The organism is Sphingomonas oryzagri (assembly GCF_029906645.1).
GTDB classification, from domain to species: Bacteria; Pseudomonadota; Alphaproteobacteria; order Sphingomonadales; family Sphingomonadaceae; genus Solisphingomonas; species Solisphingomonas oryzagri.
Genome location: NZ_JARYGZ010000004.1, coordinates 107014 through 120157 on the forward strand (window position 1 = coordinate 107014; position 13144 = coordinate 120157).

Here is a 13144-nt window from a genome sequence, read left to right on the forward strand (position 1 = left end):
CTAAAAGGGTTTGTCGAGCGTGATGTGGCCGTCGCGCTTGAGCGCCTCGACCGCGCGCTTGACCTGCTGGCTGTCGCCGCGCGGCAGGACGAGCACGGCATCGTGGGTGGCGATGACGATCACGTCCTGCACGCCGACGGCGGCGACCAGCGGGCCTTCTGAACGGATCAGGCAGTTGTTGGTGTCGATCGCGATCACCGCGCCATGGTGGGCGTTGTTGGCCTCGTCCTTGGGGGCGAGTTCGTGCAGCGCGTCCCAGCTGCCGACGTCGGACCAGCCCATGTCGACCGGCACCACCGCGACCCGCTCCGCCTTTTCCATCACCGCATAATCGATCGAATCGGAGGGCGAGCGACCGAACGCATGCGCTTCGGGATGGATCTGGTGCCCGTCGCGCCGTGCCGCGCCGATCGCCGTGCGTGCCGCTTCCGCCATATCCGGGGCGAACTCGTCCAGCGCCGCCAGATAGGCGCCGGCGGTGAACAGGAAGATGCCACCGTTCCAGCTGTAATGGCCGGTCGCGACATAATGCTGGGCGGTGCCGCGATCGGGCTTCTCGACAAACCGCTTCACCCGGTTCACGCCGGGGGCGATCTCCATGCCGCGATTGATGTAGCCATAGCCGGTTTCGGGAGCGGTCGGCGTGATGCCGAAGGTGACGAGCCAGCCGTCCTCCACCAGCGGCACGGCGCGCTCGATCGCTGCATGGAAAGCGTCGACGTCGGCGATGACATGGTCGCTCGGCATGACCAGCAGCAGCGCGTCCGGTTCCGCTTCGACGGCGGCCAGCGCGATGGCGGGCGCGGTGTTGCGGGCGGCGGGTTCCAGAATCAGACGGGCGTCGGCGATGCCGGCGGCATCGAGCTGCACCTCGATCTCGTCCGCATGGGCGGCATTGGCGACGACGATCGGCGCCGCGAAGCGCGCGCCGGTGGTGCGCCGCGCGGTCAGCTGGAGCATCGTCTCCTCGTGCGTCAGCGACAGCAGCTGCTTGGGTCGCCCGGTGCGCGACAGCGGCCACAATCGCGTGCCCGATCCACCCGAAAGGATGACCGGCGTGATCCGTCGGCGTTCCGTCATTCATTCCCCGATTCGCGTGCGGCCCATGCTGGACGGCGGGGCGAGAATGGCTTAATCCTCCAGACCGGCGCAAGGTTTCAGGATTTATTTGTCAATTTCGGCGACACCCCCTGTCGAGCGGGCTACCGGTGCCCGCGCGACAAGGGACCCGTGCCGGCGTGATCAGGCTGTTCAAGCATTATGTGCCCCACGCCGTGCTGTTGCTCGGCCTGGTGGACGTCGTGCTGCTGGCCTGCGCCGCAGAGGCGAGCTGGGTGCTGCGGGCCTGGCAGATCGGCATGACCATCACGCCGGTCACCAGCCGGATCGGGCCGATCCTCACCTTCACCGGCTCGGTCGAGATCGCGATGATCGCGGTTGGCGTCTACGGGCTGGATGCCCTGCAATCGGTGCGCTTCGCCTGCGTGCGGATCATGGTGGCGACCGCGCTGGGGCTGATCTTCGTATCGGTCGCCGCCTTCGTCTCGCCCGGCCTCACGCTGTGGCGTTCCAACGCGCTCTACGCCGCATTGATCGCGCCGACGGTGCTGACGCTGGCGCGGCTGCTGCTCGGCTCGGTGCTGGGATCGGAGGCGTTCAAGCGGCGCGTGCTGGTACTGGGCGCGGGCGAGCGCGCGGCACGGATCAAGGAGCTTTCGGAAAGGCCGGGGGCCGGCTTCGTCGTCTGCGGCTTCGTCGGGATGACCAATGCCGAGAGCACGGTGCGCGGCGCCATCCATCGCGACGCGATCGAGAGTCTTTCCGACCATGTCGTGAACCTCAAGGCATCCGAGGTGGTGCTGGCGCTGCAGGAGCGGCGCAACGCGCTGCCGCTGCAGGATCTGCTGCGCATCAAGACCACGGGCGTCCATGTCAACGAGCTGTCCAGCTTTCTGGAGCGCGAGACGGGCCGCGTCGATCTCGCCACCGCGAGCCACAGCTGGCTGATCTTCTCGGACGGCTTCACCTCCGGCCGGATGATCTCGACCGCGGCCAAGCGGCTGTTCGACATCCTCGCCTCCGGCCTGCTGCTGGTGCTGTCCTCGCCGGTCATCCTACTCTTCGCGCTGCTCATCAGGCTGGAGAGCAAGGGGCCGGCTTTCTACCGTCAGAAACGCGTCGGCCTCTTCGGCGAGGAGTTCGACGTGATCAAGCTGCGCTCGATGCGGCAGGATGCGGAGGTCGCCGGCGTCGCCGTCTGGGCGCAGGAAAACGATCCGCGCGTGACGCGCATCGGCCGCTTCATCCGCATGGTCCGCATCGACGAGATCCCGCAGGTGTGGGTGGTGCTGAAGGGCAAGATGAGCTTCGTCGGCCCGCGCCCGGAGCGGATGCAGTTCGTCACCGATCTTGCGCAGCAGCTGCCTTTCTATGCCGAGCGTCACATGGTGAAGCCCGGCATCACCGGCTGGGCGCAGATCAACTATCCCTACGGCGCCAGCCTGGAGGATGCGCGCAACAAGCTGGAATATGATCTCTATTATGCCAAGAACTACACGCCCTTCCTCGATCTGCTGATCCTGCTGCAGACGGTACGCGTGCTGCTCTGGCCGTCAGGAGCGCGCTGAGCCATGGCCGACGGGGTGGTGAACCCCTCGCGCAAGGTGATCGTCCGGGCGCTGGCGATCACTGTCGCGCTCCTCTACATCGCGGCGGCGGCGATGCTGATGGCGGCGGTCGAGCCGCTCGGTTTCGCCTACGAATGGGCGGCGCGCCTGCTCGGCGTGTTCGGTGCGACCTTCGCGGCGATGATGCTGATGCCGCCCGGCCGCGCGCGCAGCTGGCTGAAGCTGCAGCTCGCGAAGCATCTCTTCCGCCACCGCTACGATTATCGCGAACAATGGCTGCGCTTCACCCATCGGCTCGGCGACGTCCGTCCGGGCGAGGAACTGGCCGTCCGCATCGAGCGCGCGCTGGCCGACATCGTCGAGACGCGCGACGCGCGGTTGCTGGTGGTCGGCGCCTCGGGCCGGCTGGAGCCTGCTGGCGCGGGCGCGTGGCCGCAGGGAGCGTCCGCCGGCGCGGCCGCCGACTTCACCCGCCTGCTGGAGCGTAACCAGCGCGTCCTCGACGGCGACGCTCTTCGCGGGGCGGAGGCCAGCGCCGCCGCCACCGAGGAGGAGCGCGAACTGGCGCCGCGCTGGCTGATCGAGGATGCCGGCATCTGGGCGGGCGTGCCGCTGGTCCATGGCGAGCGCCTGGCGGGCCTCGTGCTGCTCGGCCGTCCGCCGGTGTCTCGCCGGCTCGACTGGGAGGATTTCGACCTGCTGTCGGTCGCCGGCCGGCAGGTCGCGAGCCACCTTGCCGAGGCGCAGGGGCAGGAGGCGCTGTCCGAGGCACGCCGCTTCCACGAATTCAACCGCCGCTTCGCCTTCATCGTCCATGACGTGAAGAATCTCGCGAGCCAGCTCGGCCTGGTCGCGCGCAATGCCGAGCGCCATGCCGACAACCCGGCTTTCCGCGCGGACATGGTGGCGACGCTGAAGGACAGCGTGGCGCGGCTCGACGGGCTGCTCCAGCGCCTGTCACCCCAGCAGGTGCGCGCCGATGCCCCGCGCGTCGCGGCACCGATGGCGCTGCTGGAGGCGATCGCGCAGCGCCGCCGCGCGCAGCACCCGATCCGCCTGACCGGGCGGGTGGAGATCCATGCCCTGTTCGATCCGACCCGGCTGGAGACGGCGCTCGACCATCTCGTCCAGAATGCGATCGAGGCCAGCCCAGCGGCCGAGCCGGTGTGGCTTTCGGTCGAGCGGCGCGGGCTGGAGGTGGAGATCGCGGTGCTCGATCGCGGGCGTGGCATGACCGCGGAATTCCTGCGCCACGGCCTGTTCGTGCCGTTCGAGTCGACCAAGACCGGCGGCTTCGGCATCGGCGCGTTCGAGGCGCGCGCGCTGATCGCGGCGATGGGCGGCCGGCTGGAGGTGCAAAGCCGCGAAGGCGAGGGCACCCGCTTCGCGATCCTGCTGCCTATGGCCGACGCCCCGCAGGAGCGGCTGAGCGCATGACCAAGCCGATCCTTCTCGTCGTCGAGGACGATGCCGGCCTCGCCCGCCAGCTGCGCTGGGCCTATGAGGATTATGAGGTCGTGATCGCGGGTGATCGCACGTCCGCAATCGAGGCGTTGCGCCTGCACGAGCCAGCGGTGGTGACGCTCGATCTCGGCCTGCCGCCCGATCCCGACGGCACCACCGAGGGTTTCGCGACGCTGGCCGAGATCCTCTCGCTCAAGCCCGACACCAAGGTGATCGTCGCGTCGGGCCACGAGGCGCCGGAGAGCGCGCGCGACGCGATCGCGCGGGGTGCGTGGGATTTCTATGCCAAGCCGGTCGATATCGACACGCTCGGGCTGATCGTCGCGCGCGCCTTCCACGTTCATGCGCTGGAGGCGGAGAATGCGCGCCTCTCCGCATTGTCGGGCGGGGGCACGGTGCTGGGCGGGCTGGTGACGGCGGCGCCCGAGATGCTCAAGGTCGCGCGCACCGTCGAGCGGGTGGCGCAGACCGACGTCTCGCTGCTGGTGCTGGGCGCGTCCGGCACCGGCAAGGAACTTGTCGCACGGGGGCTGCACGAGGCGAGCCGTCGCGCCAAAGGGCCGTTCGTCGCGATCAACTGCGCGGCGATCCCCGAGACTCTGCTGGAGTCAGAACTGTTCGGGCATGAGAAGGGCGCCTTCACCGGCGCCGTGCGCACCGTCGAGGGCAAGATCGAGCTGGCGTCAGGCGGCACGCTGTTCCTCGACGAGATCGGCGACGTGCCGCTGCCGCTACAGGTGAAGCTGCTCCGCTTCCTGCAGGAGCGGGTGATCGAGCGGATCGGCGGGCGCAGGGCGATCCCCGTCGACGTCCGCATCGTCTGCGCGACCCACCGCAATCTCGAGGCGATGGTGGCCGACGGCGGCTTCCGCGAGGATCTCTGGTACCGTCTTGCCGAGATGGTGGTGCGCCTGCCGACGCTCGCCGAGCGGCCGGGCGACGCGGTGCTGCTCGCTCGCCATTTCCTCCGCCGCCACGCGCCGGTCATCAACGCCCAGGTGAAAGGCCTCGCGCCGGACGCTGCGGACGCCATTTCGGCTGCGCGCTGGCCGGGCAACGTCCGCGAGCTTGAGAACCGCGTGAAACGCGCGATCATCATGGCGGAGGGCAAGGCGCTAACCGCCGAGGATCTCGATCTGGCGGGCGGCGATCCGGAGGCGCTCAACCTGCGCAGCGTGCGCGAGGCGGCGGACCGCAAGGCGATCGGCGAGGCGCTGGCCCGCGCCGACGGCAACATCTCGCAGACCGCGCGGCTGCTCGGCATCAGCCGGCCGACGCTCTACGATCTGCTCAAGGCCTACGGATTGCAGGCGGCGGGCTAGCGGTTTCGTTTCATGCCCGATTCGACTTGTCGGGCCAGCCGAACTTGCATAGCCTCCGCGCCGACATGACGGAGGATGGCCGATGAAGACGCATCTCCTGCTCGGCAGCGCTTTGCTGCTGCTCGTTGCTCCCGACATCGCACTGGCACAGGATCATGCCCGCCCGGCTCAAGGCGGTGGCCATGGCCGTCCACCGGTGGCCAAACCCGCGCAGCAGAGGCCGGCGCCGTCGCGACCCGGCCCGTCTCGGCCGACACCGCCGCGGCCCGGCACGGGCGGCCCCGCGATCCAGCCGCCACGCCCGGCGAAGCCTGTCCGTCCCGAGCGACCCAAGCCGCCGGTGAAACCCGGTCATGGCTGGCAGAAGCCGCGCCCGCCGCACAAGCCCGGCATTCGTCCGCCGAACTTCCGGCCCATCCACCGCCCCGGCTGGCAGTATCCGCGCGGCTATTCGTACCGCCGCTGGACGATCGGCCTGCTGTTGCCCCACCTGTTCCTCTCGTCGCGTTATTATTTCGACGACTACGCCAATTACGGCTTCGGCCCGCCGCCCTACGGTTGCCGCTGGGTACGCTACGGGCCGGACCTGCTGCTGGTCGATGTTCGCACCGGCCGAATCCGCGACGTGATCTACGGCGCCTTCTACTGACGGGCCACGGGCCGGTCGGAAGGCCGGCCCCGCATCTCGCGGGATGACGCCGCGTGCCGTCGCCGCTATGCGACGCGCATGACCGACACCCCCGACCTCGCCCGCATCGCCGCCGCGCTGGAGCGGATCTCGCCGCCGCCGCCGCCCGCCGCGGATCCGCTGGCGCACCCGGCCTATGTGTGGCGCGAGGGCGTGCTGGTCGCGACGCGCGCCTTCCGCCCGCTGGCGCTCGATCTGCTGACCGGGATCGAGGCGCAGAAGGCGCAGGTACTCGCCAACACCCGCCGCCTCGCCGACGGTCTGCCCGCGCACGATGTGCTGCTGTGGGGCGCGCGCGGCACCGGCAAGTCCTCGCTGGTCAAGTCGGCGGTCGGTGCGTTGCAGGGCGAGGGGAAGGGTATCGCGCTGATCGAGGTCGCGCCCGATGCGCTGCCTACTCTGCCGCACCTGTTCGATCTGATCGCGCCGCTGGATCGGGCCTTCGCTTTGTTCGTGGACGATCTCGGCTTCGAGGAAGGCTCGGCCGGCCCGCGCACCTTGCGCTCGCTGCTGGAGGGCGGGGCGGAGGCGCGGCCGGACAATGCCCGCCTCCACGTCACCGCCAATCGCCGCCATATCGTCTCGCGCGAGCATGGCGAGGCCGAGCGCGCGATCAATACGCGCGACGTGATGGACGACAAGCTCGCGCTGGCCGATCGCTTCGGCCTGTCGGTGGGCTTCCACAATGTCGACCAGCCGACCTATGTCGCCATGGTCGAGGCCTATGCGACGGAACTGGGCCTGCCGTTCGATCCCGCCGACGCGATCGCCTGGGCGACCGGGCGGGGGGGGCGGTCGGGCCGCGTCGCCTGGCATTATGTCGTCGAACTGGCGGGGCGCGAAGGCAGGAAGGTCTAGCCGACGCACCTCTTGGCAAGACGAGAGCCCAGATATATAGCGTGTAATATAACACGTTATGGAGTTGGCGATGACGCGCGATATTCTGGTCGATCTGGGCGAGCTGTTCCTCGGGAGCCGGCTCAAGCGACTGGCCGAGCGCCTCCAGGCGGACGCCGCACGGGTCGCGCAGGGGGCGGGGCTGGCGATCCAGCCAGCGCAGTTTCCGCTGCTGGCCGCGATCGATCGCTATGGCCCGCTGACGGTCGGCGAGGCGGTGGAGGCGCTGGGCGTGAGCCAGCCCGCGGTCACCCGTTGCGCCACCGGTCTTGTCGAGAGCGGGCTGATCGAGGCCGAGCGATCGGACACCGACCTCCGCCAGAAAACCCTCCGGCTGACCGATGCCGGCAGCGCGGCCATGACGCTGGCGAGACAATCGATGTGGCCGCGCCTGGATGGTGCCGTGAAGCAGCTCTGCGCGCCGCTCACCGGCGGGCTGCTCGACCAGATCGGGCAGATCGAGACGGCACTGGAGGCCATGCCGCTGGAAGAGCGCGCGCGCCGCTGGTCGCCGCCCCTGACGGTACGCGAATATGACGACACGCTGGCGGAGGATTTCCACCGGATCAACGCCGAGTGGATCTCGTCCATGTTCCGGCTGGAGGAGAATGACGTCCAGATCCTCACACGCCCGCGCGAACTGATCGTCGATCGCGGCGGCGTGATCCTGTTCGTCGAGGCGGAGGGGCTGGGCGTCGTCGGCACCTGCGCGCTGATCCGCATCGAGGAAGGCGTCTACGAGCTGACCAAGATGGGCGTGCTGGAAAGCGCGCGGGGGCGGAAGGCTGGGGAATTCCTGCTCGCCGCCACGCTGGAGCGGGCGCGCGCGATGGGGATCGAAACGCTCTATCTGCTCACCAACAGCCGCTGCGCGCCGGCCATCCATCTCTACGAAAAGCTCGGCTTCACGCATGATGCCGAAATCAAGGAGCGCTACGCCGCCCGCTACGAACGCTGCGACGTGGCGATGCGCTGGCGCGGCTGACCGGCCTCAGGCGGCGCTGCGGTAGGAGGTGGCGGCGGGCTTTTCGGTGCTGACGCAATAGCGCGCCTCCACCTCGGCGGCGGCGAGGTGCTTGCGGATGCGCGCCATCATCGCCAGCGCGTCCAGCCGATAGGAGGCCCAGCGATCGATCACCGGGTTGAGCGCACATTCGCGGGTGAAGCCCCGGAAGTCCTGTGCGAGCACTGCACATTCCAGCGCCACCGCCTGTACCCGCTGGCGGCAGGACGGATCCCGCGCCGCGCACGGGCCGAACAGCTCGCGATCGGCGAACAGATGGTAGGCGGTGAGCACCCGCGCCATGCGCGTGCGGGCGAGATCGAGCGACAGGCTGTCGGTCGGCACGGCATGGCCCAGGCCCTTCTCGGCCACTTCCATGATCGTGAGCATCTTGTCCCGATAATCGAGGAAAACCTGCAGTGCCACGACCCGCTCCCTTGCTGACGGGACCGGCATCGGTGGGCGCGGTTATCGAAACCTTACCGGCACCGCACTGTACGGGGCGGCTTCCACCAAGGTCTGACGGCACTTGGCCCTTGGTCTGGTCAGCCGAGCGTTTCGGCCATCTCGGCCAGTTCCAGCCAGCGCATCTCGGCGGCGTCCTTCCTGTCGCGCGCCGACTCGATCGCCTTCATCAGCTGATCGAAACGCTGCGGGTTCTTCGCGAACAGGTCCGGATCGGCGAGCGCCGCCTCGTCGCGCAGGATCTGCGCCTCCAGCGTCTCGATCTCCTTGGGCAGCAGGTCGAGGTCGCGCTGGTCCTTGTAGGAGAGCTTGGCCTTTTTCGGGGGAGCGGCGGCGGGCAGCCCATCCGCCTTGGGGGCAGGCGCCTTCTTCGCCTCCACCTTCGGCGCGCGGCGCTTTGCCCAATCGTCATAGCCGCCGGCTACCACATCGACCTTGCCGGAGCCGTCGAGGCCCAGCGTCACCGTCACGGTGCGATCGAGGAAGTCTCGATCGTGGCTGACCAGCAGCACGGTGCCGTCATAATCGGCGATCACCTCCTGCAGCAGATCCAGCGTCTCCATGTCGAGATCGTTGGTCGGCTCGTCGAGCACCAGCAGGTTGGAGGCGCGGGCGAACTCGCGCGCCAGCAGCAGGCGCGAGCGCTCGCCGCCGGAGAGGCTGCCGATCCGCGCTTCGGCGATCGAGGGATCGAACAGGAACTCCTTGAGATAGCCCTGCACATGCTTCTTCACGCCGAGCACGTCGATCCAGTCGCCGCCGTCGGCCAGCACGTCGCGCACGCGCTTCTCGGGCGCCATCAGCTTGCGCTGTTGATCGATGATCACGCCATTGAGGGTCTTGGCCTGCGTGATCGTGCCTTCGTCGGGCTGGATCTCGCCGGTCAGCAGCTTGAGCAGCGTCGTCTTGCCCGCGCCGTTCGACCCGACGATGCCGATCCGGTCGCCTCGGGTGACGCGGAAGGTCAGATCCTTGATGATCGTCCGCTCGCCGTAGCGTTTGGTGACGCCCTTGATGTCGATCACCGTCTTGGAGCGCGCATCGTCGGTCGCGGTGGCGAGCGCTGCGGTGCCCTGCGGGCCGACCATCGCGGCCCGCTCGGCGCGCATCTCCTTGAGCTTGGCGAGGCGGCCCTGGTTGCGCCGCCTGCGCCCGGTGACGCCGCGCTGGAGCCAATGCTCCTCGATCTTGAGCTTGGCATCGAGCCGTTGGGCGTTGCGCTCCTCCTCGGCATAGACCTGTTCGGTCCACGCCTCGAAGCCGCCATAACCAATTTCCGCGCGACGGACTCCGCCCCGGTCAAGCCACAGCGTCTGCCGGGTCAGGCGGGTCAGGAAGGCGCGGTCGTGGCTGATCACGATGAAGGCGCCGGTGAAGCGGGAGAGCCATTCCTCCAGCCACTCGATCGCGGCGAGATCGAGGTGGTTGGTCGGCTCGTCGAGCAGCAGCACGTCCGGATCCTGCGCCAGCGCGCGGGCGATGGCGGCACGGCGCCGCTCGCCGCCCGAGGCGGTGTCGGCCGGGCGATCGAGGTCGAGGCCGATCTGCTGGGCGATCGCCTCCACTTCGTGCGGAGCGGGGGCGTCGGGCGCGGCCAGAGCGTAGTCGCGCAGCGTCGCACAGCCTTCCATGCGCGGCTCCTGCTCCAGCAGGATCACCCGCGTACCGGGCTGGATCGTGCGGCGCCCCTCGTCCGAATCGATCGCGCCGGCGATCAGCTTCAGCAGCGTCGTCTTGCCCGCGCCGTTGCGCCCGATCAGCGCCAGCCGGTCCCGCTGGCCGACATGGATGTCGAGATGCCGGAACAGCCAGCCGGAGCCCTGAATGACGCCGAGATCTTCGTAGGAAAGGACGGGAGCAGCCATGAACGCGCAGCTAGGCGATGTGCAGCCAAAATGTAACCCTGGGCGATGCAAATCGGTCACAGCTGATGACCAAGCGAATGATCCCCTATTCACGGGTTGTTCAAGGCCCGCGCTCTATGCCAGCACCCGAAATGGTGATGAAACGCGTCCTCTTGTGCCTGTCCATGATCGGTGCCGTGTCCACGGCGGCCGACGCGTGGCCGCGCCGTTCGGACCAGTATCAGGCGCGCGAGATGCGGCGCGAGGGCGGCCCGCCGCTCCGCGACATCCAGCGGCAGTGGCAGGGCAGGATGCCCGGCTACGACTATCTGGGGTCGGACTACGATCCGGATCAGGGCAGCTATCGTCTCAAATACATGCGTGACGGTTCGGTGTCGTGGGTGGACGTCGATGGCCGTACCGGCCGTGAGGTCCGTCGCTCGCCGCGCTGACGGCGCTTGCGAAATCCAATCTGAATATATCGCAACCGTTCCGTTGCTTGCCCGTTCAGCTTCCCCGCGCCACATAGGGGCGAAGGATCACAGAAAGGGCCGAACCGCCATGCGCATTCTCGTCGTCGAGGACGAACCCACGCTGGGCCGCCAGCTGCGCGCTACGCTGGAGGGCGCGGGCTATGCCGTCGATCTCGCCACCGATGGCGAGGATGGCCATTATCTCGGCTCCACCGAAACCTATGACGCGATCATCCTCGATCTCGGCCTGCCCGAGATCGACGGGCTGACCGTGCTCGATCGCTGGCGCAAGGAGGGGCGCGACATGCCCGTCCTGGTGCTCACCGCGCGCGACAGCTGGTCGGACAAGGTGGCGGGCCTCGATGCCGGCGCCGACGACTATCTCGCCAAGCCGTTCCAGACCGAGGAACTGATCGCACGGCTCCGCGCGCTGATCCGCCGCGCGTCGGGCAACGCCTCGTCCGAACTGATCGCCGGCGACGTCCGCCTCGACACCCGCTCCGGCAAGGTCACCCGCGCGGGCGAGCCGGTGAAGCTGACCGCGCAGGAATACAAATTGCTCAGCTACCTGATGCACCACAAGGGCAAGGTGGTGAGCCGCACCGAGCTGATCGAGCATATCTACGATCAGGATTTCGATCGCGACTCCAACACGATCGAGGTGTTCGTCACCCGCATCCGCAAGAAGCTGGGCCAGGACATCATCACCACCATCCGGGGCCTGGGCTACAGCCTTGAAGAGCCCGACGCCGCCACTGCCTGACGCGCAGGCCGCCCCCGCCGCCGGCGCCGCCGTCCGTGAGGAGGGCCGGCGCGAGCGGTGGTGGCGGGTGCCGATAAACATGCTGCGCATTCTCGCATTCATGCGTCCGAAGGGGCGCGAATGGGGCCGTGACGGACGCACCGCCGGCTCGCTCACCCGCCGCATGATCGGCGTCGCCGCGCTGTGGATCCTGCTGCTGCTCAGCGGCGGCGGCTATGCGCTCGACAAGCTGCTGGTCGGCGCGGTGACGCGCAATTTCGACGGCAACCTCGATTACGTGCTGACCGCGATGATCGTGCAGGCCGACATCGGCCCGGACGGCGAGGTCCGCTTCCTGAGGCCGCTGGCCGACCAGCGCTTCCTCGAGCCCGGATCGGGCCTTTACTGGCAGATTGCCGGCAAGGGGCACGATCTGTTTCCGTCGCGCTCGCTGTGGGACCAGACGCTCGCCGTCAATCTCGACAAGCCCGCGCCCGACGTCGTCACCTACGACAGCAAGCAGTTCAAGGATGAGGTGCTGCGCGTGCGCGAACGCGACGTGAAGCTGCCGGGGTCCAAGACCGTCTGGCGCTTCCAGGTCGCGGAAAGCCGCGATTCGCTCAACGACCAGATTGCCATCCTGCGCAAGACGATGGTGCGCAGTTTCGCCATCCTCGGCATCGGCCTGCTGCTGATGTCGGCGATGCAGACCATCTACGGCCTGTGGCCCCTCCGCAAGGTGCGTCTGGCCATCGCGGGCGTACGCTCGGGCCGGTTCAGCCGGGTGGACGTCAAGCTGCCGATCGAGATCCGCCCGATGGTCGAGGAATTGAACGACCTGCTCGCCCACAACGAGAAGCAGGCGGAGGAGGCGCGCACCCACGCCGGCAACCTTGCCCACGCGCTCAAGACCCCGCTGACCGTCATCATGAACGAAGCGACGGCGCGCTCGCCCGATCTCAACGCCACCGTGATGCGCGAGGCACGCACGATGCGGCGGCAGGTGGACCACCACCTCGCGCGGGCGAGGGCGGTCGGCCGGCGCGGATCGGCGCAGAGCCGGGCGGAGGTCTGGCCGTCGCTGCAGGCGGTGGAGCGCGCGGTCGATCGCCTCTTCCCCGAGGCGGTGATCGATCTCGACGGCGAAAAGACGCTGGCGGTGCGGGTCGAGCGGCAGGATCTCGACGAACTGCTCGGCAACCTGATGGAAAATGCCGCGAAATATGGCGGTGGCCGCGTATTCGTGACGGTGGGCGCGAAGGGGCCGATGGTCGAGATCGCGATCGAGGATGACGGTCGCGGCATCCCCGAGGCCGAGCGCGAGAAGATCTTCGAGCGCGGCGCGCGGCTGGATACGGGCAAGCCCGGCACCGGCCTCGGCCTCGCCATCGTGCGCGACGTGGCCGAAATCTACGGCGGCACGGTGGCGCTGGAGGAGAGCGAGGATCTCGGGGGCCTGCTGGTGCGGCTGAGCCTGCCGGCGGCGGGAAGCTGAATCCTCCCCCGTCAGGGGGAGGTGGCGCGGAAGGCGACGGAGGGGAATGGCGGCGGTGTTCTCTTGGTAACACTCCGCCGTCCGCCCCCTCCACCACGCTTCGCGCGGTCCCCCTCCCCCTTGC

12 protein-coding genes are annotated in these 13144 nt (G+C 68.6%); 9 read left to right on the top strand and 3 right to left on the bottom strand.

Going from position 1 to position 13144, the window contains the following annotated elements:
• Positions 1–1080, bottom strand: coding sequence for a mannose-1-phosphate guanylyltransferase/mannose-6-phosphate isomerase (locus QGN17_RS18810; RefSeq protein WP_281046142.1), 1080 nt, complete (start codon positions 1078–1080; stop codon positions 1–3).
• A gap of 158 nt (positions 1081–1238) precedes the next feature.
• Between QGN17_RS18810 and QGN17_RS18815 the strand changes: the two genes are divergently transcribed.
• The 6 genes from QGN17_RS18815 (at position 1239) to QGN17_RS18840 (ending at position 7983) form a co-directional block, all read left to right on the top strand.
• Entirely contained in the window at positions 1239–2627 is a 1389-nt protein-coding gene (locus QGN17_RS18815; RefSeq protein ID WP_281046143.1) for a TIGR03013 family XrtA/PEP-CTERM system glycosyltransferase, read from the top strand.
• Between the two features lie 3 nt (positions 2628–2630).
• Positions 2631–4064, top strand: coding sequence for an XrtA/PEP-CTERM system histidine kinase PrsK (gene prsK / locus QGN17_RS18820; protein ID WP_281046144.1), 1434 nt, complete (start codon positions 2631–2633; stop codon positions 4062–4064).
• A complete protein-coding gene (gene prsR / locus QGN17_RS18825; RefSeq protein WP_281046145.1) occupies positions 4061–5413 on the top strand; it encodes a PEP-CTERM-box response regulator transcription factor in 1353 nt (450 codons plus the stop codon). The genes prsK and prsR overlap by 4 nt, the downstream gene beginning before the upstream one ends.
• 82 nt (positions 5414–5495) lie before the next feature.
• The gene (locus QGN17_RS18830) at positions 5496–6062 is read left to right on the top strand and encodes an RcnB family protein (RefSeq protein WP_281046146.1); all 567 of its coding nucleotides are present in this window, start codon (positions 5496–5498) and stop codon (positions 6060–6062) included.
• Between the two features lie 78 nt (positions 6063–6140).
• Positions 6141–6959: an ATP-binding protein gene (locus QGN17_RS18835; RefSeq protein WP_281046147.1), complete on the top strand. Its 819-nt coding sequence runs from the start codon at positions 6141–6143 to the stop codon at positions 6957–6959.
• Between the two features lie 70 nt (positions 6960–7029).
• Positions 7030–7983 carry a bifunctional helix-turn-helix transcriptional regulator/GNAT family N-acetyltransferase gene (locus tag QGN17_RS18840; protein ID WP_281046148.1) on the top strand — a complete coding sequence of 318 codons (954 nt, stop codon included), beginning with the start codon at positions 7030–7032 and terminating at the stop codon, positions 7981–7983.
• A gap of 6 nt (positions 7984–7989) precedes the next feature.
• On the opposite strand, the gene QGN17_RS18845 is transcribed toward QGN17_RS18840, so the two are convergent.
• Complete coding sequence (locus tag QGN17_RS18845) at positions 7990–8427, bottom strand: hypothetical protein (RefSeq protein WP_281046149.1); 438 nt, start codon at positions 8425–8427, stop codon at positions 7990–7992.
• Between the two features lie 119 nt (positions 8428–8546).
• Positions 8547–10331 carry an ABC-F family ATP-binding cassette domain-containing protein gene (locus QGN17_RS18850; RefSeq protein WP_281046150.1) on the bottom strand — a complete coding sequence of 595 codons (1785 nt, stop codon included), beginning with the start codon at positions 10329–10331 and terminating at the stop codon, positions 8547–8549.
• Between the two features lie 137 nt (positions 10332–10468).
• Here QGN17_RS18850 and QGN17_RS18855 point away from each other — a divergent pair, with 137 nt between their 5' ends.
• The 3 genes from QGN17_RS18855 to QGN17_RS18865 all read left to right on the top strand — a co-directional run bounded on the left by QGN17_RS18855 (position 10469) and on the right by QGN17_RS18865 (position 13020).
• Positions 10469–10762 (top strand): hypothetical protein, encoded by a 294-nt coding sequence (locus QGN17_RS18855; protein WP_281046151.1) that lies wholly within the window; start codon positions 10469–10471, stop codon positions 10760–10762.
• A gap of 109 nt (positions 10763–10871) precedes the next feature.
• Positions 10872–11546: a response regulator transcription factor gene (locus tag QGN17_RS18860; RefSeq protein ID WP_022689219.1), complete on the top strand. Its 675-nt coding sequence runs from the start codon at positions 10872–10874 to the stop codon at positions 11544–11546.
• Positions 11547–11709: 163 nt separating this feature from the next.
• Positions 11710–13020 (top strand): sensor histidine kinase, encoded by a 1311-nt coding sequence (locus QGN17_RS18865; RefSeq protein ID WP_281046242.1) that lies wholly within the window; start codon positions 11710–11712, stop codon positions 13018–13020.
• Positions 13021–13144: the final 124 nt, after the last annotated feature.

What these genes read in the sequence shown, in the direction of transcription:
- QGN17_RS18830 (WP_281046146.1), top strand. Translation starts at nt 5,496, where the DNA reads ATGAAGACGCATCTCCTGCTCGGCAGCGCTTTGCTGCTGCTCGTTGCT.
- prsR (WP_281046145.1), top strand. Translation starts at nt 4,061, where the DNA reads ATGACCAAGCCGATCCTTCTCGTCGTCGAGGACGATGCCGGCCTCGCC.
- QGN17_RS18810 (WP_281046142.1), bottom strand. Translation starts at nt 1,080, where the DNA reads ATGACGGAACGCCGACGGATCACGCCGGTCATCCTTTCGGGTGGATCG.
- QGN17_RS18840 (WP_281046148.1), top strand. Translation starts at nt 7,030, where the DNA reads ATGACGCGCGATATTCTGGTCGATCTGGGCGAGCTGTTCCTCGGGAGC.
- QGN17_RS18850 (WP_281046150.1), bottom strand. Translation starts at nt 10,331, where the DNA reads ATGGCTGCTCCCGTCCTTTCCTACGAAGATCTCGGCGTCATTCAGGGC.
- QGN17_RS18865 (WP_281046242.1), top strand. Translation starts at nt 11,710, where the DNA reads ATGATCGGCGTCGCCGCGCTGTGGATCCTGCTGCTGCTCAGCGGCGGC.
- QGN17_RS18835 (WP_281046147.1), top strand. Translation starts at nt 6,141, where the DNA reads ATGACCGACACCCCCGACCTCGCCCGCATCGCCGCCGCGCTGGAGCGG.
- QGN17_RS18855 (WP_281046151.1), top strand. Translation starts at nt 10,469, where the DNA reads ATGAAACGCGTCCTCTTGTGCCTGTCCATGATCGGTGCCGTGTCCACG.
- prsK (WP_281046144.1), top strand. Translation starts at nt 2,631, where the DNA reads ATGGCCGACGGGGTGGTGAACCCCTCGCGCAAGGTGATCGTCCGGGCG.
- QGN17_RS18860 (WP_022689219.1), top strand. Translation starts at nt 10,872, where the DNA reads ATGCGCATTCTCGTCGTCGAGGACGAACCCACGCTGGGCCGCCAGCTG.